Consider the following 23,370-nt stretch of genomic DNA (forward strand, 5'->3'; position numbering starts at 1 on the left):
CAAAACCCCCACCGATTAAAGTTTCACTTTATAATAAAGATTGATAACTTGTAAAAAAGTTTGATAAAAAGACGTTATCTTTTCCTATGATTTTTCAGAAAGAATAACGTCTTTTTTCATTTCAGGGGGTATTTTGTTTTGTTAACTCGATAGACATGGGGACGAGCCCCTAAAATACAATTCCGCTAGAAATTTTTGCGCTATATTCTCTTTTATTTATGGTAGTTGATTAACAACACTTTCTAAAAATTTGTCTACCTTTTCTTTTGATGTATCCGGTGTATGATAACCAATCGTAAATGTAAGTCTTCCATTATAGAAGCTTGCACCCATTGAAAAGAATGGCGCATACATAATGGGCGATGTCATATACCCGTCCTCAGCTTGAATTTCACCAAACTGAATAGGTTCATCAGCGATCACCCCGAAATTTGTCAGTAACGGCAACGCCATCCCCATCTGTAAAGCCTGTTCGTATTGCTGACTATACATTTCCTTCACCACAGATAGCTTTATACCTGCCAGTAGCTCCATTCCTGCTGCTGAAGAAAGACCTGGATTTTGAGACTTTATTTTATCCATTGATTGTTTAATTCGAACGAGAGTCTGATTAAATGATTCATCCTCCTCCATTTTAATCACTGGCATTTCCATGCCGGATAAGTTGCAAATAGCACCAGTTGTATAATTAGGCAGATATCGACGTAAATCAATTGTTAAACCGATCATTTTTTCTGAGGTGCGAGGTTCTGCATACACAGTGAAATGTGATAAAGCTCGGAAGTATGCAGTCATGATTACATCATTCAAGGTAGCCTGTTGTGCTTTTGTCCATTGGATTAGACGTAGAGATTGCTCATGGCTCAACCGCCGTACGGACATTTGAGGGGAGTTATTTTTGTTGGGATGAGATGGAAAAGACCATAACGATGCCTGTTGTTCTTGGTTAGGACGATACGCGCTTTTTATGTCCGATATTCCAGCATATTTGAATACATGTGATTGATCTCGAAAACTCTCATTTCCCTCACCAAATTCCTTTATAATTTGATTCTTAGATAGTCCCAAGGAAAGTTGAGTATAAATTGCTCCAAGCAAATTAATATATTCCTTGACCCCTGCACCATCTGAACATAGATGAGATAATTTCACAACTAACATATCTGTCGTAGTGCCTCGTAATAATTTTGTTTGAACCATAGGCCCCTGAATACGATCACCAGGTTCCTTAATAAAATCTATTGCCATTATTTCAAGTTCTTGATCATTTCCTTCTGCAAAAAGGCAAATGGCTGAGTTAGTGGCAGATGAATGTTCCTCCCAGTAAGGAATATCATTTTCTACAAACCGGCTGTTCAAAATCGGCTGCAATTGTAACGTTATCCTTACTGATTGTTCAAGTATTTTCTTTGATATACCTACAGGAAAATAAAGAACTGCATTAATTTGTTGATCTGCAGAATAAAGACCTAATATATAATTCATTCGATCTTGAGGTGTTACTGAAAACTTTCTTTGTTCCATAATTTTGTCCCCATTTTAAGACTTTTTTGGTATAACCTTATTCTCGATATGGTTGTAACTTTTCTAGTCACTTTTCTTCAAGAGCAAATAATTCTTATTTTTAAATTTTTTTACGAAAGTATCTTTTCCGTACTGGTTCTATTCTTTTTACGGCTCTTAGTAGGTGATATACCCATTTTTTTATTGTTATTAATACTTTCTATCTCTTTCGATAAAACTAAACGTAATTTTGTTTAGTTTATATATATACAAACATTTTACAATTGTGTTTGGAAATTATCAATAAAACAAATGAAATATTTTTATGTCTATTAATAAAAAACAATAATATAATACGTTCAGGTGTTACTTCATAATAAAAGGTTGATGGGCATGGAGGACCAACAACCTTTTATCATATTGCTTTAGATGCTTGTATTCATTATTACGTTTTTTACAAATAATTCCTGCTTGCACTTGTATCACCTCATCATTTTCAACAATTAATCCTTTACAAAAAAATGATGTATCAGGTCTTTGTACAAATGGAGGAAAAGTAGGTGTATATGGCGCTAATGTACGAAAATCAGCATCTGCTAGCGCTAAGGTTGTAGGTTTCATTAATAAAGATACTAATGTAACTGGTACTTGGGGTAATGGAGAATATGTCCAAGGACATTATGATAATTCATCTTAATGGTTATATATATCTTCAATAGGTGGTTATATATCTAAAGCAACTTTAATTAATACTTGTGGTGCATAAAAATAAATTGGTAATTAATTGAGTTCTTTTATCTTTTATTATTATTTATAGGGGGCACATTACATCGCTATCAAGCTAAAAAAATGTATCTATTAAACGAAAAAAAACGCTATTCTTTTTGTAGAAATATACAGAAAGGGTGGCGTTTTTCGTATGGATTTATCGACTTCTGATGAACTGGAATTATTTTTTTAAGAGTTACAACGATACATGTCGCCTGATGCTTTAGAGCAATTAGCTAGAAAAGTAGGATTTGTTAAACGAAAAAGTAAATATCGCGCACCAGATTTAGTGGTCCTATGTATTTGGTTTAGCAAAACATAGCCCATCTATATATATTTGGAAGGATAATCTTCCATTCATACTCTGTTCATAATCCTTAGATAAAATAAATCTTGTAAAAGGAAGAGAAATTTTGTAAAGGGGTGATTGATGTGCTAGCGTCTGCTATTACATTTATTACAGCAGCACTTATTTTTTATTCAATTGGGGTTTGGAGTGAAAAGATTCAAAAAACATTAAAACCTTGGCATGTGATTATATTTTGGGTTGGATTAGCATGCGATACGATTGGTACTACATTAATGGAGAAAATGGCTTCAGAAGGTTCTCTATTCAGCTTTCATGGGATTACGGGTTTATCAGCAATTTTACTTATGTTATTTCATGCTGTGTGGGCCACTGTAGTTTTAAAGAAGAAGGATATAAAAATGATTGCAAAGTTTCACACATTTAGTGTAATTGTGTGGTTCATTTGGTTAATTCCATATATTTCAGGGCTTATATATGGAATGACAAACAATTCATAAAAGGAGTTTGAACTTTCCAAACAAAAATAAAACTATTTTTATATTAGGATATATATGGAGAAGCTAGAGAAATATTTACACCATTTGTTTTCCTTTAGCTCACAAGCCATGTATTGAGAATGGAAAGGAAACAGAAAAACGTATATTACATTATTAGTAAAAACCCCTCAACACGAGTCGAGGGGTTTTTTATTAATAATGTAAAGCAACTAAATAAATCTATTGGTAGAATAATAAACATTAAAAACATCCATTTTTAAATTGTTTAGGTGAAACACCAGTATGTTTTTTAAAGACCTTTGTAAAATGGCTCTGGTCATGAAAATTTAATAGTGTAGAAATTTCGGATATAGAATGTCTCGTAAAGGTCATTAAATTTTTTGATTCATCGATCTTAGCACGTTGAATATATTCGCCTAGTGAAATTCCAATTTCTTTTTTGAAAAGGGAAGATAGATAACTAGGATTTAATGCGACTATTCCTGCTAGTTGGGATAGTGTGATTTCTTCGTAAAGATGAGTAAATATATAATTTTGACATACGTTTATAGGCTTTGAATGTTTTTGTATTGTCACATTTCTTACTCGTTCTGAGAACTCAAGTAAAGCATTCTCCAAAAATGGAGAAATGGCTTCACTTTTATTTATTTCTTCGAGTTTTTGAATAAATAAATCACTGAGGGTATATGCGATTTCAGGGAATAGTCCACCATCTATAGCTGATCTAGTCGCAAGTGTAATTGCTGCGATGGCAGAATTCTTCTGGCTTCGCAAATGACTTGTTTTTGATAACACCCCAAGATCCCCTGATTCAGGTAATCTCCTTAGATTTTTAATTAAATCATCCTTTTTTCCAAGCTTAATACACTCGAAAATTTCTCTTTCAATTAGTGGGTCGATATGAGTTAATGTACTTTGACGTTGCTCCGATATATGTATATCAGGCTGTTCAATCTCAAAATCATCCTTTTTTAATAGTATATTTTTTTGCAAAATATCAGCAATATCTAATTTTTGTTGATATAGCATGTAAAAAAGAATCATACTTACATTTAAAAATTTCAAATTGCTGAAGATGGGGAGAGAATGATAATATCGTATCATTTTCTCTTTGTCTATTTTTAGTTGAAGATCATTAATGAGTCCTTTAATTGAGGTTTCTGATAATCTGGAATAGAGGACAGGTCCAACGATGATATTCCCACTAAGTTGATCGTTCAAACGTAAGCTAATTGAGAAGAAATTTTCAAGAAAAGAAGTCTCTTCTAGTACTGGAAAAGTATAGGGTGGATTTTCCTTAAATAGTTGATTAAATAACTCCTCTTTTGAAGAATACAAAGGGTTATGCTGAAAATTGGGCGAGATTTCAAATGCTAAATCCCCTTTGTTATCAATGAAAAAGATAGGTGTTTTATGTATGTCAAAGACTAGCTTACAAATATAATATAAATCTTCTAGTTTGGAGCAATTCACTATTTTAACCTCTATTCATTAAACATTAGCCAATATATGTACAAGTTAAAGGCAACATAAAATCCTCTCTTAAGCAAAGGTTTCACAATAAGAGGGTACATCTTATGTTACTCTGCAAAGTAATCATAAATATAATCAGCCAAAATTTTTACAAGTATTCTAAAAAATATACCATAATATCTAAAAAATAATAACTATAATGACATTAAGAAAGCGTTTACTTAATTGTTTTTTAGGAGGGCTATCATGAAAAGGGATATTAAGAAAATTATTTCACAAATGAAGTTAGAAGAAAAGGCGAGTCTATGTTCTGGATTAGACTTTTGGAATACAAAAGGGATTGAGCGATTAGGAATTCCTTCTATTATGGTAACTGATGGGCCACATGGCCTTAGAAAACAAGCAGAGGGAGCAGATCACTTAGGGATTTATAACAGTATTCCATCGACTTGTTTCCCATCAGCAGTAGGGTTAGCGAGTACATGGAATAAAGAATTAATAAATCAAGTAGGGGTTGCATTAGGAGAGGAATGTCAGGCTGAAAATGTAGGTGTTCTCCTTGGACCAGGTGCAAACATAAAACGTTCGCCGCTATGCGGAAGAAACTTTGAGTACTTTTCAGAGGACCCATATTTATCATCACAAATGGCTGCAAACCATGTTATAGGTGTACAAAGTCAAGGGATTGGAACGTCATTAAAACATTTCGCTGCTAATAATCAGGAGCACCGCAGAATGTCTGTAGATGCAATTGTTGATGAAAGAACTTTGCGTGAAATCTATCTTGCTAGCTTTGAAGATGTCATTAAGGAAGCACAGCCTTGGACAGTAATGAGTGCTTACAACAAAGTAAATGGTGAATACGCTTCGGAAAATAACTATTTATTAAATGATATTTTAAAAGATGAATGGGGATTTGAAGGTTTTGTCGTTTCTGATTGGGGTGCAGTAAATGAGCGTGTTGAAGGTTTAGCTAACGGTTTGGAGTTGGAAATGCCTTCAAGCTTTGGAATTGGTGAGAAGAAGATTGTTGATGCAGTTAATGGTGGTGAGCTATCTGTAGAAAAGCTTGATCAAGCAGTAGAGCGATTACTTTACATTATTTTTAAAGCTTATGATAACCAATTAGAAAACGCTGTGTATAGTAAGGACGCGCATCATCAGCTTGCTAGAGAAGTTGCAAGTGAAAGTATGGTTATGTTAAAAAATGAAGATTCCATCCTTCCGCTGAAAAAAGAGGGGACGGTAGCGATAATTGGAGAATTTGCAAAGCAACCACGTTATCAAGGCGGCGGAAGTTCTCATATTAATCCGACAAAGCTTGAAAGTATTCTCGAAGAAATCGAAATGGTATCAGGTGAAAAAACAAACATATTATTTGCACAAGGCTATAATCTTGCAAGCGATGATGTAGATGAAAACATGACTAATGAAGCAAAAAAGATTGCAGAAAGCGCAGATACAGTGGTCCTTTTTGTTGGACTTCCAGATCGTTATGAGTCAGAAGGTTTTGATCGAAAGCATTTACAAATGCCAGAGAATCACGTTCAATTAATTGAGGCTATTGCGGAAGTTCAAAGTAATATCGTTGTAGTTTTAAGTAACGGAGCACCGATTGAAATGCCATGGATAGGTAAAGTAAAAGGAATACTTGAAGGCTATTTAGGTGGGCAAGCATTAGGCGGAGCAATTGCTGATTTATTATTTGGTGATGCGAATCCAAGCGGGAAATTAGCAGAAACATTCCCGAAAGTTATAAGCGATAATCCTTCTTACTTAAACTTTCCTGGAGAAGGTGACAAAGTGGAATACAAAGAAGGTGTCTTCGTCGGATACCGTTATTACGATAAGAAAAATATTGAACCATTGTTCCCATTTGGTTTTGGGTTAAGCTATACAAACTTTGAGTATAGTAATCTTTCAGTAGATAAGAAAGAAATAAAGGATACGGAGACAGTTTCTGTCACTGTAAACGTGAAAAATATTGGTAGTACGGCAGGGAAAGAAATTGTTCAACTCTATATAAAAGATATTGAAAGTACTATGATTCGTCCTGAGAAAGAATTAAAAGGATTTGAAAAAGTAGAATTGCAGCCGGGAGAAGAAAAAACGGTTAACTTTATTTTAAATAAAAGATCATTTGCTTATTATAATGTTGAATTGAAGGACTGGCATGTTGAAACTGGTGAATTTGAGATTTTAGTAGGTAAGTCTTCAAGAGAGATAGTTTTACAAGATAACGTGTATATTCAATCAAAGACTATAATTCGAAAACCAGTACATCGTAATACTTTACTAGGGGATATATTTGCGGACCCAATTTTAGCACCAATCGCAAAGGGGCTTATGGAAAAGGCATTAAAAGACAGCCCGTTTGCTAGTATGACTGAAGGGGATAGTGATGCCTCTGAAATGATGGATGCTATGCTGAACTATATGCCATTACGAGCATTAGTAAACTTTAGTGCAGGTGCTTTCACAGAAGAAATGTTGAGTGAAATCATTGGGCTATTGAACGATGCCCAGATGAATCGATAGGTGTGAATGAACTTTTTATCCCGTATTAATGGCCCGGAAATGCCCGAGTGGTTTGGGTTAATAATCAGTGGGGGATGGACAAAATCTCATTGATTAAAGTTTTATGTAGGACGTTTCTCCAACAAAAAAAGAAAATGAGAGTTAGAATCTCATTTTCTTTTTTTTGTACTTATTCTGCTAAATATAGAATCATATGCTTGTCTATCATCTTTAATCAGCGTTTATAAATAGGAGCGATGAGATGGCCATGAACCTTGGAGTTTACGAATTTGTATAATTTGACCTGTATGATAAGCATCGTGCAATAGGATATTCATATATTGTTGCCAAACCGGTAGAGAAGGACTTGGTTGATCCAGTTCTGCTTCTTGAAGGGATGTTAATGAAGATTGTAAGGCATCATGTACTTGAAGCGTTCGCTTCACTGTTTGCTGCCAAGCATCCTCATCATTAGGTCCACCTTGGACAAACGTGTCATCATTATTTTGTGGAGCAACAAATGTGTCATCTTGATGTAAGCGGGAAAGTAAGCGCTCTTTAAAGGTTAGTAAATGGTTTGCATTTTCCCAAATCGTATTACTGGCCTTTCCTTCTGGTTGCCAACATGCTTGTGCAGCAGTAAGATTCTTTAACGCTTCTGATATCGGTGGGTACCATTCTTCTTCGTAAAAAACTTGTTTGACTCCATTTTGTAATATTTCTTTTTTACCCATTCGTATAGCCTCCTTAACTATGAGATAGACCAACAATAAGTGTTAGAGAAATTAGGTAGAAACGTACCTATTTATTATCTGATTGATATTTTGAAGTTTCTAAAAGAACAATATGACGCCGTTGTAGCAATTGTATAAATAAACTTATGCTTTCTAAATCATTTTTCTTACTGCAATAAATTCTCCTTTCTCATCAAGAAACCTGCCTCATAGTTGAACAAGAAAATCAATTGCAGCTTAAATTTTAAAAATTGTAGCGAAATAAATTTCTTGATGTTTCGAAATTCTAAAAATACAGAAGGTTTAATTCGATAAATATAGAATTTAATACATAGCAAGTAAGGAGGAGATTAAATGGAAGTCTTTCACGTAACGAGTAGAAAAAGGGAAACGTATAACGTTCAAATGAAGTATTCGATACTGTTCGAATGTGCACTTGGCATTGCGGCAATTACTCATAAGAGGTTAATCGATACTCTTGAAAAGACTCAAAGTGAATGGGAGGAAACAAGACAATCTTTACCTCATGAAATGATAGAGCATTTGCAATTTGTCGAGAAGCACAATACGTGGAAAGCGTTGCTACAGTTACTGTATGATGGAGATTTTCAGGACTTAGCGCAGTTTAATGCTAAAATCGATTCACTTTCAGTAGAAGATTTGAAGTATATATGTTTACCGTTTTTAGGAGAAAAGTATGAGGAGAAAAGACGTTTAGCAGCAAATGGAGATGTAACTGCAATACATGAACTAAAGGAACTGACACAGGAACATCAATTTTTTTCTACGTATATTGAGTTTATATGTAATACAAATATGAAATTATTAAAAGGGCATTTAATCGCTGTTATGACAGGATGGTATGAGAGTGTCATTAAGAAGGAGGAAGAGCAACTACTTTCTATACTAGAGCGAGATTATGAAGCGAAAAATGAAATGAATAAAAAGATGAAACCGGAAGAGTTTGTCGAGTGGGCTACAGGAGGAGTTTTATATATGCCAGAGCCAAGTGTGCATCATGTACTTCTTATCCCGCAAATGACATACAGACCGTGGAACATAGAAGCAGATATTGAAGACACGAAAGTATTTCATTATCCGGTCGCAAATGAAAGTATTCATCCGGAAGATCCATATGAGCCGAGCTATTTTTTAGTACATAAACATAAGGCGCTTGGGGATGAAGCGAGATTAAGAATTGTAAAAATGTTGTTTGAAAAAGAACGTACATTGCAGGAAATAACGGAAAGATTACAACTTGGGAAATCAACAGTACATCACCATTTAAAATTATTACGTTCCGCAAAGTTAGTTGATATTCATGACGGCAAATATGTGTTGAGAAAGAAAGCAGTACAGTCTTTAGCGAAAGAATTAGAAGTATTTTTAAATAGATAATATACAACGAGAATGTACATAAAGGGAGGAATTTAATAGAAAAGTTGGTGCGTTATAATGGAAAATGTATTAAAAAATCGTTCATTCTTTTTTATGTGGATTGGCAGTGCAATTTCAGAATTGGGCGGGGCTTTCGGGACGTTTTGTAATTCAATTCTTGTATATGAGTTAACAGGATCAAAAACAGCATTAAGTAGCATGTGGTTACTATATTTTATCCCGTCTCTCATACTGCAACTAATAAGCGGACCATTTATAGATAAATGGAGCAGAAAGTGGATTATGATTTTTTCGCAATGGATGCGAGCATCTGTTTTCTTACTACCTTTAATGATGTTAGTTACTGGTAATATAGAAGTTTGGCACGTGTATGTCGTTCAAATAATAATCGGGCTCATTACACCGCTTTATACACCTGCAAGTCAAGCAATTACACCAAGCATTGTAAGTCAAAAGCAGCTTCAAGATGCAAATGCGTATATAGATGGAATGACCCGTCTTATGATGTTTCTTGCGCCAATATTAGGTGGTATCGTTATTAAATTTATTGGAATCAAATTAACAATATTGCTCGTATGTATTTGTCTATTTATAAGTGGGGGATTGTTGCTTTTCATAAAAGAAGAAAGGTTAAAACAAGAACTGAGAAAAACGTGGCTAGAACAGTTTCTTCACGGTTTTACATATTTTTTTACAAAACCAATAATCATTTGGCTCGGTGTATTTCTTACTTTCGTACAATTTGGGGTAGGGGTAACGATGGTTACAAACTTGCCGTATATAAAAGACGAGCTGTCAGCAGGATACGCGGAGTACGGCTATTTTATGGCAGGGTTCCCACTTGGCTATGTAGTTGGTTCCATATTAGTTGGGAAAATGAAGTATAGAAGCCGTCGACTACTTATGCTTGGAGGATTGTTCGTAGGGGGACTTACTTACATTTCACTAGGTTTAAATAATAGTATTATTATTGCGATTGTAATCGAAGTAATTGCCGGTATATGTATTGCATTTTTCAATGTTCATAACACGACAATATGCCAACAAACTGTCCCAAATAATATGATAGGAAAAGTATTTTCAGTGCGACTATTTTTCATACGATCCGCTATGCCATTAGGTGTGTTATTAGGGGGAATACTGAGTGAAATGTGGGGAGTGAGAGTATTATACTTTATCATCGGTGTGATTATATGTGTCACTTCTTTAATAGGGATAGTGCTACCGTATTTTAAATTTTTAGATGAGTCGATTGAAGAGAAGTCTGCATAATTCTAAAAATTTAAAACTTTATAATTGAAAATAATTATCATAGTCAATTATAATAGAAGAATACTAGTATTCGTATTACAAAGAGGGAGTGGGATATATGTTTATCGAAACGAAGACATTTACAGTAAAAGAAGGTACATCGGATATAGTAGTACAGCATTTCACTGGAGAAGGTATTATTGAAAAATTTGAAGGATTCATCGACTTAAGTGTACTCGTGAAAAAAGTAAGACGAGGAGACGAAGAAGTAGTCGTTATGATTCGCTGGGAATCTGAAGAAGCATGGAAAAACTGGGAAACGAGTGAAGAACATTTAGCAGGGCATAGAGCGAGCCGTGGTAAACCAAAACCAGATCATATCATTAATGTTGAACATGGGGTTTATTATGTGAAATCATCGAAATCGGCTTATCAGAAGTCGTAAAATATAATTAAAGGTAGAGGATATTTGTTTATTAATAAACAAATATCCTCTCTTTTTGATTTATAGTAAAATATGGATGTGATACATGTTTATTCGTTTAGTTATAAATGGAGGTAAATGAAGTGAAAAAAATGTTACTAATGGCAGCTTTAGCAACGGCATTATTATCAGCGTGTAGTAATAATAATGTGAAAGAAGAAGTATCTAAGAATGAGGAAGAAAAACATGAAAGCAGTGCAAAAATAGTAGAGCAGAAAGAGTATATCATTATTGATAAGAATTATAATGAAATATTTCTAAAAGATGCTAACTCAAAAAAAGAAGATAGTGTGAAAGTAAGTTTAAGTAATTTAAATCCAACAAAATGGAAGGCGCCTATAAGAAACGGTATCCTAGATATAGGTGATTATATCTCTTTAGAAAAAGAAGAGGGTAAATATACACCTATATTAGTAAAAGATCTTGTTGGTGAAATAAAGTATGATGGTACAATTAAATATAAAATTTTAGAAGCAACTAATAAATCAGTAAAGTGGTTTCCACTAAATAAAGAGAATAATGGGGGATATGTTCCGCCAGAGATGGTAAAAGTGGTGAATGCACCGAAAATAAAAGCTGGAGATATTGTAACGATTCAAGATAAAACAAAAAGCAGTAAAGACGCAATTGTATATGAACTGACAATTGTTGAATAAGTATGTAGAAGATTATAAGAGAAGTACAATATATTTAGGTAACGAATAACTCCATAATAATATGTTTGGAGGTTACAAATGTTAGAAGCACAAACATCTATTAAACATGAACAACATAAAAAATTAGTGCAAGTAATAGTAGCCGAAACCTTATTTATAGATAAGGTAAATGGATGTATGCTGATCGGATCTGTCGCAAGAGGTGATGCATATCCTGAATCGGATTTAGACTTATATATTCTTTTAGATGACGGACAAAAGAAGAAATTTGATTCTGAAATGAGAGAAGGTATTTTAATTGAATATAAGTATGCAGATTTTAATCAAATTCAATTAAACTTTAAAAACAATCCGATGGAACTATACTCATTTTTAGAAGGGAAATTTTTATTTGATAAAAGCGGTGAGCTGAAAAAGTTAAAGGAAATAGCTAAACATGAATTTGAAAACTACCGTGTTTCTAGTGATAAAGTAAAAGGCATTTCTCATTGGTTACATAGTTCGCTAATAAAAATTCAGTCTGCATTGAAAGCAAACGATGAGTTAAAAGCTTCATACATAGTCCATACGTCAACTTGGACATTATTAGAAGGGATATGGGCTATTAATAACAAACCTACACCGCCAGTGGGATCTGTTTTAAGGTATATTCAAGTGTTGCCTAATAAACCAATCCATTTGGATGCATTACTTAATAAATTATTTTTAGGAGAGACAATAGAGCGCATCTCTTCAGCAATTTTCTTGATTGAGTGGATTTTACTTAATTTGGAGAAAAAATAATATGGCTATAACACTTGTCAACTTATATAGGTAAATCGATACTCCATGTCGAATTGTTCATATGATTGCATTCATTTCGAAAAATGTTCTAGGCTACAGGAAAAAGCATAAGAGTATTAAAAAAGTCTTAGACGGTATATCTTTCCTTACATATGTAAGTGTTATCAATATGAGTATATATACCCTCTGTTTAAAAGGAGATGAGTGAATGAGATTGAATCATTTAAATCTATGTGTTGATGATTTATCAGAAGCGAGGCATTTCTTTGAAACATTTTTTGATTTTCAATTTTTGGAGCAAAAGGGAAAGGCACTTGTAGTGATGAGTGATGAGAGTGGATTTATACTTGTGCTAAGCGATCCAAAAGCATTTAAGGGGAATAAGGAAGTTATGTATCCTGAAGCTTTTCACATTGGTTTTTTAGTGGATACTTCAAATGAAGTTGATCAAGCATATAATCGTTTAGTAGCTGGCGGCATTGAAATAGAAAAGGCACCGTATTCTATGAGAGGTAGTAGTTATGGTTTTTATTTTACAATGTTTAATGGATTGTTAATTGAAGTATCTTGCCTTGACTATAGAGATGGTAAGAAAGTCTAAAAACTCAATAGCAATCATCAAGAGTAATGGTTTGAAGATATATATAGCCCCTTATCCAGTTTGGAAAGGGGCTTGATCATTTTATTCGCTTTTTTAATGGAACACCAAAGCAAAAAATAAACGAATTTTAGTCAAAAATCTGACTTGTGAGACAGCTTCTTGATTAATCTATAATGTAAATGGTCTCCATTTTCGAATGAAACAATGGATAGACCGATTTAAAGGCGTGGTTACAAAAATATTTCGATAACTATCTTGCTTGATTTTTATTTATTGATAGTTGCAGTAACGAAAGCGCTAAACGCAATATAAAAAAGTTTCTCTTATCATCATTTGTGTATGAAATGATTGATACGTATGAGAGCTTACGTTTATCTAAGTTTATCGCGTAATTGTTCATTCTAATGCAACAAAAAATAATTATCGTTTACTCCTTAAAATGGTAAAATCATATTTGGAGGTATAATTATGAAAAAATTCAGTTTATTATCAATGATCTTGATGTTTGCAGGGATATTATTATTCGGATTAAATTGGATAATAGATGGATATTCTGAGCCGATTGTCCTTTTTAGTTTTATTTCTTTTTTAGTTGGAATTGTACTAAGTTTTATAGCAGTTGCTAAACGGGAAAAAGGAAAATTAAAATTCATATCACTTATTTCTTACTTCGTTGTGATGTTTTTAATTACTTGGTTTGAACCATTTCAGGTAATTCGAATTATTACTTGGCTAAAAAATGTTTCTTAACAGCGAAAAAGTCGAAAGTATAAAAATGGGAAACCCTTATAGTTGGGTTCCCCTCTAATATACTCAATTTTCAACATTAAAATTGAGCAGAGCCAAAAATATAAATATTAAGCGTGAATATAGTAAGGATACACCGGTTATGGCAGCAAATTATTGGGAGTATATCATTATTTTAAGAAGTAGAGAAAGATGTTTTGTATGATAATTGAAAATCTAAAACAAATAAAACCATTAATGAACTAGAGTGTAGTCAACTTAAACCAAATGCTGTAGATTTGAAATAAAGTTTGATAAAAAGGTCTATTTCTTAGGATAATTGCTTATGCATTAAACATCACTAATTTTTTGTATACTGTTGCTGTAAACTTTCGCGAGAGTTGGAAAATAGATTTGCAAATCAATCGGGTTTACAATCTGATGAGGTGTGAAACTATTATGAGTAGTACAGTGATATGAATAGGAGGTTGACGCTATGACAGCTATATATAAAGATATGGCGTTTCAGTTGAAAACGGAACGACTCGACCTGAATATGTGGGAGGAATCCGATGCAGTATGGCTGAGAAAATTAATTGGCGAACGTGGTGTGGACATGCCAACCATTGACTCTGTTCGTAGCTATCTTATTGAGATGCGCAAGAAAGCAGCTGAAAATGGTATTTCTCTTCTCACTATCCGTAGGCGAGACGAAGGCGATTTCATCGGATACTGTGGCTTAATTATCGGTCGTTCCACGCTTGAAGAGCCGGAGATTGCATACGAGTTGTTCCGCAGTGCTCATTGCAAGGGTTATGCGACAGAGGCAGCATCAGCTGTGCTAGAGGCCGCGATTGCTACGGGGCGCCAAAGACTTTGGTCGACTGTAGGCGCTTGGAATGTTGCGTCCTTCCGGGTATTAGAAAAGATAGGATTTAAGCGGCATCACAGTACGTGGGGTGAGCGTGGTGAGATTGTTTGGAACGTACGCGATCTCTAGAAATCTGACCCAATTCAGAACAATAAAAAATGTAAAAGAAAGCCCCTATGTTAGGTTACTCAGTAATTTAACATAGGGGCTTTTCCTTATATTAAATATTGATTTTGTATATATTTAAGTGTAATAGTCTGTCTTTTACTTTAATTTTTCACATCATCATAAAGTTCCAGCGCTTCTTTCACATTCAATCTATTTTTCACAATGCCATGAATTGCTTGAATCATCGCAGCTGGATGTTCGGATTGCCATATGTTTCGGCCCATGTCTACTCCGATTGCGCCTTCTTGGAGGGCGTTGTACGTAATGTTTAATGCGTCTTCGATTGAATCTAGTTTCGGACCGCCCGCGATTACGACTGGAGCAGGGCATGTGCTCGTTATTTTTTCAAATCCTTCGCAGTAGTACGTTTTAATAATATCAGCACCCATTTCAACACATACGCGGGAGGCAAGTGCTAGAAAACGAGCTTCACGTTTTTGTAATTCTTTCGCAACGGCGGTAATGCCGAGTACTGGCAGTCCGTAATCGTGAGCTTCTGAAACTACGTTTGCGAGATTTGAAACAGTTTGTGTTTCATAGTCTGATCCTACAAAGACAGAAACGCCGACGCCAATTGCGTTTTGTTTTACTGCTTCTTTCACAGGTGTAACAATTGTTTCATTCGCTAAATCTTTACCGACGACGGTCGCCCCGCCTGATACACGCATAACCATCGGTGTGCTGCAGTTTTCAGGAATGCAGGAGCTAAGTACACCGCGCGTTAAAAAGAGGGAATCTGTATAAGGAAGTAAGTTTTTAACTGTTTCTAACGGTTGTTCTAGTCCGTGAATTGGTCCTAAAAAGTAGCCGTGATCTATCGCTAACATAACTGCTCTGCCATCAGGTAAAATTGTGTTTAATCGATTTTTAAATCCCCAAGTCATGTGAAATCACTCCTTCGTTAATGTTGGATTTTCCGTTTGTACAGTATCTTTATTTGGTAAATGTGGTGATTTTATAAAAACAGCTTTAAAAGGTTTGTCAGAATGGTTAATTAGATAGTGAGATTCATGAGGGCGAACTTGTAAGACATCACCTTGTTTGATTGGAACTCTTTCGTTATTCACATAGAAATCTATTTCTCCTTCTAATGCATAGAAGACTTCTTCGCACGTTGTATGATAATGATTTTGAAACTCTTGCCCAGGCTGAATGACGACAAGGCCAAGATCAATATTTGGACCTTGTATTAAATATTTCGGCCCGTTATCACTGAAGCGATATGTGAAATCATTTTCATTCACTTTTAGCATAAAAATCACTCCTTTATGTAATGTGTTACAGTGCACCAGGGGCAATCCACATATGTGATGTGAAACCTTTATCGGCTAAAGAAAGTTGGCTAGCATACACCGTTTTCCATGTTTCATAGAATCCTTTATAAATCTCATGATTTTCAGCGTTTGGCTTAAATGTTTTTTCCCACTGTACAAATTGCTCTGCAGTTTCTTCGAGTGATTCATATATGCCTGCGCCAACTCCAGCGGCAATTGCGGTACCTAAAGCAGCGGCTTCTTTTACAACGGGTACTTTAACAGGGATCCCAAGGACATCTGCTAGTATTTGTGGCCAAAGTTTTCCTTTAGCAGCTCCGCCAGCAAAGATTACTTCAGAAGGGAATTTACCAGTGAGAGCTTCAATTAATTTCAAGTTGCCAAGTGTAACGAAGGCCGCATTCTCTTCAATTGCACGAAACATCTCTTTCTTCCCACATTTGTCAGCATCTAAACTCAAATTTAAAAAGGATGGTGCAGCATGTCGCCATGAAATATAATTCATTACATTTGAAAAAGTAGGAATTATGCCATGTGAACCTACAGGAACTTCTTTCGCTTGTTCTTCTAATAATTCATAAGCATCTACACCGAGTTTATCAGCGAGTCTTTTTTCTTCTTGGCAAAAAGCATCTCGAAACCATCTCATAACAAGGCCAGGGAAGAAAGCGATTGTTTCGTATTGCCATAGGTTAGGAATGACGTGGCAATTTACACGAATCGCCGCATTTGGATCAGTTTCTGATTTTGTTATATTTACTTCTTGTTGCCAAAAACTTCCCCCGCATATAAATGTTTGTTCAGGCTTTACAACGCCAGTCCCGAGTGATGCCATTTGAGCATCACCGCCGCCAGCAACGACAGGTGTTCCTTCAAATAACCCTGTTAATATAGCACTTTGTTTTGTGACACTCCCGATTACCGAGCCAGCCTCATTAACTTTTGGTGAAAAGGCTAGCGTAAGTCCACATTGCTCAGCAACCGAGTTATCCCAAACTCTATTTTGTAAATCGAATATACCGGACGTGCATCCATTGGAAGAATCAATTTGCAAACTTCCGCACAATTTATATAAAATCCAATCGTTTAACATCGTAAAGGAATGAATGTTTCTGTATACATCTGGCTCATGCTTCTTTATCCAAAGTAAGCGAGGTAAAGCACCTAATGAAAAAGTTTGACCGGATTTTTTATATAAATCTTCTTCAATTTCGGAACGAATTTGTTTTAGCTCACTAACTTCCGCTGATGCGCGGCCGTCAACATTTGCACAAGCCCATATTTCTTGCCCGTTTTTATCGTATAAAACAAAGCCCTCACGCATGCTCGTTGCACTTATACCTTTAATAGAAGAGGGGGACGTATTACTTTTTTGAAGGACATCCTTCGTACATTCTTGAACGAGCTTCCAATTTTCTTTTACATCAAAATTCATAGAACCGGGATAACGAATATCTGATTTATGAATCCATTCTTTTTGACTAACAGCAAGTTGATTACCGTTTAAATCAAAAAGAACTGCTCGAATACTTCCTGTACCAGCATCGTAAGCTAATAGAGTAGACATTAAGATTCACCTTCCTTTCTTAATAAAGAGAGGGCAGTTTCTTCATCAGTAATTAATGTATGAATGAATTTTCCTTTTAAGGCGCCGTATATTGCATCTATCTTTTCTATACCGCCAGCTACACCAACGACATGCTTCATATTTTTAAGAACAGAGAGTGTTGTGCCGATAAGACGATTATGATGAGGAAGTTCTAATTGTTTTCCGGCAGTATTGTAAAATTGTCCTAAAATATCTCCGGCCCCGTTCTGACTACGTATATATGTCATTTCACGTAATGTTAGTTTTTCTTCTTTCACAATTGTGGCGTCTTGAGATAAGCTGCCAATGCCAACTACTGCTGTATGCGCGAGTGAAGCGACGTGAAGCATATCTTTCACGCTCGGTTCTGATAGAATAATTTGCGTCATTTCGTTTGTAGATGTAAGAAAAGGGGTAGGAATAATATGAAGGTCGCCTTGCATGTAGTTTAAATAGCTTTGATTTCTTGGAATATAGTGGTTTACGCCTCCTGTAAGAGTAACGATTGAGAGATTCATAGAAGTTTCAAAATGAATGTTTTCTAGCATTTTACTAATCGTTTCGCCCCAGCCAATGCCGAGTAAATCTCCTTGTTGCAGATGAGTTTCTAAATATTGTGCGGCAGCTTTTCCAAGTGATGATGCATAATCTTCAGTTGGTGTTGGAATAACGAAAGCATCTTTTAGATGGAATTTTTTCATAAGGTCACGTTCGATGCTTAAACAGTGTAAACCAGTACCTTTTACTTGAAATGTGACGATACCTTCCGTACGTGCCTTAACTAACAACCGAACAACTTTATTTCTTGAAATGTGGAGAAGTGAAGCAATTTCTTGTTGCGTTAGTTCATCTTTATAGTAATACCATGCTACTTTTGTTAACAAATTGTCTTCAAAGTTCAGCTGTGACATGCTCTTCATCCCTTTCAACAATTGACCACTGCTTAAACATATGTGTTCGTTATTTTGATTATTCCAGTTGAAACGATAAATAGTCCGGTGAAAAAAGTGTTCTAGATATGAAAAAAGAAATATACAATGCTACAAAACAAGTAGAACAAAAAATCATCTTCTCAAAAAATGTTTTGGATAAAGAGAAACTTTAATCAGTGGGGGTTTTGTTCATCCCCCACTGATTATTAGCCCTCACCAATCAGGAATTTACTGGCAGTTTATCTCATACCTAACTTCTTTGCCCAAGCCGAATTTTTAGGTGGGAGTTTTACTGCCAGTTAATGCGGGATAAAGGTAGGTGACATCATGTGGAGAACGTGCCCTTATTACAAGTTACAAAGATGAGTAAATCATTTGCAGATCAACTCGTATTAAAAGAAGTCAATTTACAATTAGAGCGTGGAGACGTATACGCTTTAGTCGGTGGAAATGGTGCCGGGAAATCAACGTTAATGAAAATATTAACGGGTTTACATTCATACGATTCAGGAAAAATGTTTGTGAAAGGAGAAATACAAAAGTTTTCAAACACAGCAGAAGCACATCAACATGGCATGTATTTAATTCCTCAAGAGCCGCTCATTTTTCCTCATATGACAATTGAAGAGAACATTTGTATCGGAATGAAAGCGAAAAAGAAAGAGCTTCGAAATAAAATTAATAAGTTGCTAGAAGAATTAGGGTGGAACATTCAACTTCATGATCTAGGGTTATCGTTATCCATTGCCCAGCAACAATTAGTAGAAATATTGAGGGGATTAATAAGGGAAGCTGAGATTCTTATTTTAGATGAGCCAACATCGACATTAACAACTCACGAAATTAAGAGTCTTTTTGTGTTGATAAAAAGCTTAAGAGAAAAAGGAATTGGCATGATATACATTACACATCGTTTTCCAGAAATCTTTGAAATTGCAAATAAAGTAGCGATTTTGCGCGATGGTACAATTGTTAGTCAGGGAAATGTATCGAGCTATACATATGACTTGCTAATGGATGGGTTATTGCCAAAAGGTTCTAGACTTGAGGAGAGGAAAGAAATCGTACATGAAGAAATAGAGCCTTCGGAAATAATTTTAGATGTCACGAATGCGTCTAGTTACGCGTTTCAAAATGTATCATTAACTGTACATGCTGGGGAAGTTGTTGGGATTGCAGGTATCGTCGGATTAGGTAGGACAGAATTAGCCGAATCAATATTTGGATTAATGCCTTTGAAATCAGGTGCCGTCTTATTAGAGGGAACAGCCATTACGAAGTATTCGGTACATAAGCGAATAAAAGAAGGTATGGTGTATGTACCGGAGGATCGGGCAGGGAATGGTATATTTGCAAATGCGTCTGTTAAGGATAATATAACATCTGCATCTTTAAACAGTATGAGTAGCTTCTTTTTAAATAATAAAAAAGAAAGCGCTTTATCCGAATTGTATATAAAACAGTTTCAAATTGTTGTCTCTCATATGAATGAAGAGCTGACCTCTTTATCGGGTGGGAACCAACAAAAGGTCGTGCTAGCGAAATATCTTGCATGTAATCCGAAAGTGATTATTTTGGATGAACCGACCCGTGGTATTGATGCGAAAGCAAGACTAGAAGTATACGAAACTATATTAAGTTTGAAAAGAAGAGGACTGGCGATCATATTAATTTCTTCAGATGTAGAAGAAATTGTTCAATTAGCAAATCGTGTATATGTCATGAGAAACGGAGAATTTGTCTCTCATTTAGAAAAGAAGGAAATTAGTATAGATGAAGTTACACGCCTGGCATATGGAAGAAAGGGAGGTGTAACGGAGTGAAACGTGTATTTAAAATGCATGAGATGTCTATTATTATTTTATTACTTCTTTATATAGCCTTCGTTGGAGTAATGAATCCTAGTTTTATTCATTTTAGCTCATTATCTTTAATGCTGAAATCAAGCGTTATTTTAGTTGTTTTGGCAATTGGTCAATCTTTCGTATTGTTTACGAAAAATATAGATGTATCAGTAGGATCTATTATGGGCTTAAGCGCTGCAGTTTGCGGGATGCTGTTAACAGATGGATACAGTGCCTTTATTTCAATGTTTGCGGCAATTATACTTGGTGCTCTTATTGGTATGGTAAACGGAATTGGCGTTACGAAATTTCGAGTGCCAGCTATCATTATGACATTAGGAATGCTCGGGATTATTAGAGGTGCAATGTTAATATTTACGGGCGGAAAGTGGATTGAAGATATTCCGAATGAGTATAAACAAATTTCTTCTATTATGATACTCGGTATTCCGGTAACCATATGGACCGTTCTTATCATATTGCTGCTACTATATTTCTTTTTAATGAAAGTACAAATTGGAAGGTTTTTTTATGCGGTAGGTGATAATGAAGATGGTGCAAGGCTTATTGGAATACATGTAGATAAAGTGAAAATATACGCGTTTATCATATCAGGCATAAGCGCTGGGCTCGCTGGATGCATATTCGTAATGAATATTGGGTTCGTTCCAAATCAAACAGGTACAGAGATAGAATTGCAAGTGATCGCCGCTGCTGTATTAGGTGGTATTCATTTAAAAGGAGGAACAGGTTCTATATTTGGAGCGGCATTAGGTGCATTCTTTTTAGAAGTGATAAGCAGTTCACTCGTCTTTTTAAAAATTCCTGCATTTTGGAATAGTGCTATTTCAGGATTTTTACTTTTACTCATCATTATATTAGATAGTGTCTTAAAAAAATGGAAGAAACTCCGGCAATTAGAAGAAAGGAGGGTGAATCTATGAGGGGAATACGTAGTTTGTATAGATGGGAAGGGGTACTTCTCTTATTGCTTCTCGTAGAATTCATTTTCTTTAGTTTCATAAATAGTGATTTCTTAAACATTAGTAACCTCCTTTTTAGCATGAACGATTTCCTCATTATTTCAATTGCGGCTATTCCGATGACATTTGTCATTGTAACTGGCGGAATTGATGTATCAGTAGGATCTATTATGGGGCTTACTTCGATTCTTATCGGCGTACTTTGGATGAATGGTGTGCCTATACTGCTGGCAGTTATCATTGCGCTCGTAGTAAGTTGTATAGCCGGCGGATTAAATGGACTTATTATAAAAATGACAGATGTAGAACCCCTTGTCGTTACACTTGGAACGATGTTTTTATATGCAGGAATCGCTCTTGTTATTTCAGGTGGTTCGGGGGCAACGGGTTATGAAGGAATTAGTGGTTTACCAGATTCGTATGTGCAACTGGCAAATGGTAGTTTTATCGGTATACCTAATTTATTATGGCTCCTTGTCATTTTAACGATAGTATTTACGATATTGTTTCACCATACAACATACGGCCGTCACGCAAAACTAACTGGTGCAAATGAAAGTACGGCGAAATATTCCGGGATTCGAACGAAGAAAGTAGTGATTATTGCATACGTACTTTCTGGGTTAGGAGGAGCTTTCTTAACAGCGTATTTCGGTTCTGCTCGTGCTGATATTGGAAGTGAAACGATTTTGCCAGTTATTACGGCAGTTGTATTAGGCGGCACACTTATTACGGGCGGAAAAGGGAGTATTATTGGGACAGTACTAGCGAGTATTTTTATAGGACTCATGCAGTACGGTTTGCAAATGACTGGCTTAACGAATGAACAATCAAATGTAGTAATAGGTATTATCCTTATCGTTTCTGTTATTATGAGACATTTCAAATTACAACGATTCACTACGGGGAAAAGACGGAATTTGCATAAGGGGGAAATGTCATGAAAAGAAAACTGGGGATTGTTATTATAATGTGTATTTGTTTAATCGGTTTAATCGCTTGCTCTAGCCAAACGGCAGATAAGAAAAAAGCAGACGATGTGAAATTTGCGTTCATTCCGAAATTAACAGGAGTGGGCTTCTTCACATCAGGCGGTGAAGGTGCAAAAGAGATGGGGGATAAGTTAGGTGTACAGGTGAAGTATGATGGACCGTCTGAGGCGAGTGTATCAGGGCAAGTAAAATATATAAACAATTTCATTAATCAAAACTACGATGCAATTATGGTTTCATCTACGTCAGTTGATGGTCTCTCGCAATCACTGCAACGTGCAAAGAAAAAGGGGATGACTGTATTAACGTGGGATTCTGATGTGAATCCGAAAGACCGTTCGTTTTATATTAGCCAAGGTACACCAGATCAACTTGCAAATTTATTAATAGAAATGACATCTAAGCAAATTGGAGATAAAGGGAAGGTCGCATTCTTTTATTCAAGCCCGACTGTAACAGATCAAAACCAATGGGTAACGAAGGCGAAAGAGATTATAAAAGAGAAATACCCGAACTGGGAAATTGTAACGACGCAATATGGTGAAAATAATGCACAAAAATCTTTATCAGTAGGGGAGAGTATTTTAAAAACGTATCCGGATATTAACGCAGTAATATGTCCAGATGCAACGGCACTTCCAGCGATGGCGCAAGCTACTGAAAATTTGAAAATGGATAAAAAAGTAGTCGTAACTGGGTTTTCAACGCCGAACGTTATGCGTGATTATGTAAAACGAGGAACAGTAGAGCAATTTGGTTTATGGGATGTTAAACAGCAAGGTGCACTCGCAACGTATGTCGCAAATGAAATTGTTGTAAAAGGGAAGAAGTTAAAAGTAGGGGATAGCTTTGAAGTAAAAGGAATCGGAAAAGTGAAAGTAGAACCAAACTCTATTCAAGGGTATGACTATGAGGCAGAAGGAAATGGTATTATCGTATTACCTGAACGAGTTGTATTTACAAAGGATAATATTGATAAGTATAATTTCTAGTAGAAAATAAAAACGTCCGAATATA

The 23,370-nt window shown here is 35.4% G+C and carries 22 protein-coding genes and 2 pseudogenes; 16 read left to right on the forward strand and 8 right to left on the reverse strand.

Annotated elements, in window-relative coordinates:
* Positions 1 to 216: 216 nt before the first annotated feature.
* Both JDS80_RS18270 and JDS80_RS18275 read right to left on the reverse strand, forming a co-directional pair.
* Positions 217 to 1,524, reverse strand: a complete 1,308-nt coding sequence (locus JDS80_RS18270) for a condensation domain-containing protein (RefSeq protein WP_199639547.1) — start codon at positions 1,522 to 1,524, stop codon at positions 217 to 219.
* Between the two features lie 345 nt (positions 1,525 to 1,869).
* Positions 1,870 to 2,124 (reverse strand): hypothetical protein, encoded by a 255-nt coding sequence (locus JDS80_RS18275; protein WP_199639549.1) that lies wholly within the window; start codon positions 2,122 to 2,124, stop codon positions 1,870 to 1,872.
* A gap of 298 nt (positions 2,125 to 2,422) precedes the next feature.
* Here JDS80_RS18275 and JDS80_RS18280 point away from each other — a divergent pair.
* Both JDS80_RS18280 and JDS80_RS18285 read left to right on the forward strand, forming a co-directional pair.
* A pseudogene (locus JDS80_RS18280) lies at positions 2,423 to 2,587 on the forward strand (IS4 family transposase); the annotation flags it as partial.
* Between the two features lie 116 nt (positions 2,588 to 2,703).
* Positions 2,704 to 3,078, forward strand: a complete 375-nt coding sequence (locus JDS80_RS18285; RefSeq protein WP_071746356.1) for an HsmA family protein — start codon at positions 2,704 to 2,706, stop codon at positions 3,076 to 3,078.
* A 240-nt stretch (positions 3,079 to 3,318) separates the two neighbouring features.
* On the opposite strand, the gene JDS80_RS18290 is transcribed toward JDS80_RS18285, so the two are convergent.
* Positions 3,319 to 4,551: a helix-turn-helix domain-containing protein gene (locus tag JDS80_RS18290; protein ID WP_199639551.1), complete on the reverse strand. Its 1,233-nt coding sequence runs from the start codon at positions 4,549 to 4,551 to the stop codon at positions 3,319 to 3,321.
* 246 nt (positions 4,552 to 4,797) lie between these two features.
* Between JDS80_RS18290 and JDS80_RS18295 the strand changes: the two genes are divergently transcribed.
* Positions 4,798 to 7,089 (forward strand): glycoside hydrolase family 3 C-terminal domain-containing protein, encoded by a 2,292-nt coding sequence (locus JDS80_RS18295; protein WP_199639553.1) that lies wholly within the window; start codon positions 4,798 to 4,800, stop codon positions 7,087 to 7,089.
* Between the two features lie 221 nt (positions 7,090 to 7,310).
* Here JDS80_RS18295 and JDS80_RS18300 read toward each other — a convergent pair whose 3' ends face one another.
* Entirely contained in the window at positions 7,311 to 7,802 is a 492-nt protein-coding gene (locus tag JDS80_RS18300; protein WP_199639555.1) for a DinB family protein, read from the reverse strand.
* 354 nt (positions 7,803 to 8,156) lie between these two features.
* On the opposite strand from JDS80_RS18300, the gene JDS80_RS18305 reads away from it, so the two are divergent.
* From JDS80_RS18305 to JDS80_RS18345, 9 genes and pseudogenes are all read left to right on the forward strand, one after another.
* Positions 8,157 to 9,200, forward strand: a complete 1,044-nt coding sequence (locus tag JDS80_RS18305) for an ArsR/SmtB family transcription factor (RefSeq protein WP_199639557.1) — start codon at positions 8,157 to 8,159, stop codon at positions 9,198 to 9,200.
* A 57-nt stretch (positions 9,201 to 9,257) separates the two neighbouring features.
* Complete coding sequence (locus JDS80_RS18310) at positions 9,258 to 10,472, forward strand: MFS transporter (RefSeq protein WP_199639559.1); 1,215 nt, start codon at positions 9,258 to 9,260, stop codon at positions 10,470 to 10,472.
* Positions 10,473 to 10,569: 97 nt separating this feature from the next.
* On the forward strand, positions 10,570 to 10,896 hold the full coding sequence (locus JDS80_RS18315; protein WP_071746350.1) for an antibiotic biosynthesis monooxygenase family protein: 327 nt from the start codon (positions 10,570 to 10,572) through the stop codon (positions 10,894 to 10,896).
* A gap of 107 nt (positions 10,897 to 11,003) precedes the next feature.
* Positions 11,004 to 11,591 (forward strand): hypothetical protein, encoded by a 588-nt coding sequence (locus tag JDS80_RS18320; RefSeq protein ID WP_199639561.1) that lies wholly within the window; start codon positions 11,004 to 11,006, stop codon positions 11,589 to 11,591.
* A 78-nt stretch (positions 11,592 to 11,669) separates the two neighbouring features.
* Positions 11,670 to 12,374, forward strand: a complete 705-nt coding sequence (locus JDS80_RS18325) for a nucleotidyltransferase domain-containing protein (RefSeq protein ID WP_199639563.1) — start codon at positions 11,670 to 11,672, stop codon at positions 12,372 to 12,374.
* A gap of 208 nt (positions 12,375 to 12,582) precedes the next feature.
* Complete coding sequence (locus JDS80_RS18330) at positions 12,583 to 12,975, forward strand: VOC family protein (protein WP_199639564.1); 393 nt, start codon at positions 12,583 to 12,585, stop codon at positions 12,973 to 12,975.
* A 166-nt stretch (positions 12,976 to 13,141) separates the two neighbouring features.
* Positions 13,142 to 13,367: pseudogene (locus JDS80_RS18335) on the forward strand (IS1595 family transposase); the annotation flags it as partial.
* Between the two features lie 76 nt (positions 13,368 to 13,443).
* Positions 13,444 to 13,725: a hypothetical protein gene (locus JDS80_RS18340; protein ID WP_199639566.1), complete on the forward strand. Its 282-nt coding sequence runs from the start codon at positions 13,444 to 13,446 to the stop codon at positions 13,723 to 13,725.
* Between the two features lie 472 nt (positions 13,726 to 14,197).
* Positions 14,198 to 14,701, forward strand: a complete 504-nt coding sequence (locus JDS80_RS18345; RefSeq protein ID WP_199639568.1) for a GNAT family N-acetyltransferase — start codon at positions 14,198 to 14,200, stop codon at positions 14,699 to 14,701.
* Positions 14,702 to 14,841: 140 nt separating this feature from the next.
* Here JDS80_RS18345 and lsrF read toward each other — a convergent pair whose 3' ends face one another.
* The 4 genes from lsrF to JDS80_RS18365 are packed head-to-tail and all read right to left on the reverse strand — an operon-like array spanning position 14,842 to position 18,513.
* Entirely contained in the window at positions 14,842 to 15,624 is a 783-nt protein-coding gene (lsrF, locus tag JDS80_RS18350; protein WP_000219780.1) for a 3-hydroxy-5-phosphonooxypentane-2,4-dione thiolase, read from the reverse strand.
* A 6-nt stretch (positions 15,625 to 15,630) separates the two neighbouring features.
* Positions 15,631 to 15,993 (reverse strand): cupin domain-containing protein, encoded by a 363-nt coding sequence (locus tag JDS80_RS18355; RefSeq protein WP_199639569.1) that lies wholly within the window; start codon positions 15,991 to 15,993, stop codon positions 15,631 to 15,633.
* A 25-nt stretch (positions 15,994 to 16,018) separates the two neighbouring features.
* Positions 16,019 to 17,581: an autoinducer-2 kinase gene (lsrK, locus tag JDS80_RS18360; protein WP_199639571.1), complete on the reverse strand. Its 1,563-nt coding sequence runs from the start codon at positions 17,579 to 17,581 to the stop codon at positions 16,019 to 16,021.
* The gene (locus JDS80_RS18365; protein WP_199639572.1) at positions 17,581 to 18,513 is read right to left on the reverse strand and encodes a sugar-binding transcriptional regulator; all 933 of its coding nucleotides are present in this window, start codon (positions 18,511 to 18,513) and stop codon (positions 17,581 to 17,583) included. The genes lsrK and JDS80_RS18365 overlap by 1 nt, the downstream gene beginning before the upstream one ends.
* Before the next feature lie 350 nt (positions 18,514 to 18,863).
* On the opposite strand from JDS80_RS18365, the gene JDS80_RS18370 reads away from it, so the two are divergent.
* Genes JDS80_RS18370 through lsrB form a run of 4 tightly spaced genes read left to right on the forward strand, consistent with a single transcriptional unit; the run spans position 18,864 to position 23,345 of the window.
* On the forward strand, positions 18,864 to 20,357 hold the full coding sequence (locus tag JDS80_RS18370) for an ATP-binding cassette domain-containing protein (RefSeq protein ID WP_199639574.1): 1,494 nt from the start codon (positions 18,864 to 18,866) through the stop codon (positions 20,355 to 20,357).
* Entirely contained in the window at positions 20,354 to 21,322 is a 969-nt protein-coding gene (locus tag JDS80_RS18375) for an ABC transporter permease subunit (protein ID WP_199639576.1), read from the forward strand. The genes JDS80_RS18370 and JDS80_RS18375 overlap by 4 nt, the downstream gene beginning before the upstream one ends.
* Positions 21,319 to 22,305 carry an ABC transporter permease gene (locus JDS80_RS18380; RefSeq protein ID WP_199639578.1) on the forward strand — a complete coding sequence of 329 codons (987 nt, stop codon included), beginning with the start codon at positions 21,319 to 21,321 and terminating at the stop codon, positions 22,303 to 22,305. The genes JDS80_RS18375 and JDS80_RS18380 overlap by 4 nt, the downstream gene beginning before the upstream one ends.
* Entirely contained in the window at positions 22,302 to 23,345 is a 1,044-nt protein-coding gene (gene lsrB, locus JDS80_RS18385) for an autoinducer 2 ABC transporter substrate-binding protein LsrB (protein ID WP_071772872.1), read from the forward strand. The genes JDS80_RS18380 and lsrB overlap by 4 nt, the downstream gene beginning before the upstream one ends.
* Positions 23,346 to 23,370 lie beyond the last annotated feature (25 nt).

This window comes from Bacillus cereus group sp. N8, assembly GCF_016483685.1.
GTDB lineage: Bacteria > Bacillota > Bacilli > Bacillales > Bacillaceae_G > Bacillus_A > Bacillus_A proteolyticus.

Bases quoted from the DNA above. Each gene is read 5' to 3' on its own strand.
- JDS80_RS18270 (WP_199639547.1), bottom strand. From the start codon at position 1,524: ATGGAACAAAGAAAGTTTTCAGTAACACCTCAAGATCGAATGAATTAT.
- JDS80_RS18275 (WP_199639549.1), bottom strand. From the start codon at position 2,124: ATGAAACCTACAACCTTAGCGCTAGCAGATGCTGATTTTCGTACATTA.
- JDS80_RS18295 (WP_199639553.1), top strand. From the start codon at position 4,798: ATGAAAAGGGATATTAAGAAAATTATTTCACAAATGAAGTTAGAAGAA.
- JDS80_RS18300 (WP_199639555.1), bottom strand. From the start codon at position 7,802: ATGGGTAAAAAAGAAATATTACAAAATGGAGTCAAACAAGTTTTTTAC.
- JDS80_RS18305 (WP_199639557.1), top strand. From the start codon at position 8,157: ATGGAAGTCTTTCACGTAACGAGTAGAAAAAGGGAAACGTATAACGTT.
- JDS80_RS18310 (WP_199639559.1), top strand. From the start codon at position 9,258: ATGGAAAATGTATTAAAAAATCGTTCATTCTTTTTTATGTGGATTGGC.
- JDS80_RS18315 (WP_071746350.1), top strand. From the start codon at position 10,570: ATGTTTATCGAAACGAAGACATTTACAGTAAAAGAAGGTACATCGGAT.
- JDS80_RS18320 (WP_199639561.1), top strand. From the start codon at position 11,004: ATGGAGGTAAATGAAGTGAAAAAAATGTTACTAATGGCAGCTTTAGCA.
- JDS80_RS18325 (WP_199639563.1), top strand. From the start codon at position 11,670: ATGTTAGAAGCACAAACATCTATTAAACATGAACAACATAAAAAATTA.
- JDS80_RS18330 (WP_199639564.1), top strand. From the start codon at position 12,583: ATGAGATTGAATCATTTAAATCTATGTGTTGATGATTTATCAGAAGCG.
- JDS80_RS18340 (WP_199639566.1), top strand. From the start codon at position 13,444: ATGAAAAAATTCAGTTTATTATCAATGATCTTGATGTTTGCAGGGATA.
- JDS80_RS18345 (WP_199639568.1), top strand. From the start codon at position 14,198: ATGACAGCTATATATAAAGATATGGCGTTTCAGTTGAAAACGGAACGA.
- lsrF (WP_000219780.1), bottom strand. From the start codon at position 15,624: ATGACTTGGGGATTTAAAAATCGATTAAACACAATTTTACCTGATGGC.
- JDS80_RS18355 (WP_199639569.1), bottom strand. From the start codon at position 15,993: ATGCTAAAAGTGAATGAAAATGATTTCACATATCGCTTCAGTGATAAC.
- lsrK (WP_199639571.1), bottom strand. From the start codon at position 17,581: ATGTCTACTCTATTAGCTTACGATGCTGGTACAGGAAGTATTCGAGCA.
- JDS80_RS18365 (WP_199639572.1), bottom strand. From the start codon at position 18,513: ATGTCACAGCTGAACTTTGAAGACAATTTGTTAACAAAAGTAGCATGG.
- JDS80_RS18380 (WP_199639578.1), top strand. From the start codon at position 21,319: ATGAGGGGAATACGTAGTTTGTATAGATGGGAAGGGGTACTTCTCTTA.
- lsrB (WP_071772872.1), top strand. From the start codon at position 22,302: ATGAAAAGAAAACTGGGGATTGTTATTATAATGTGTATTTGTTTAATC.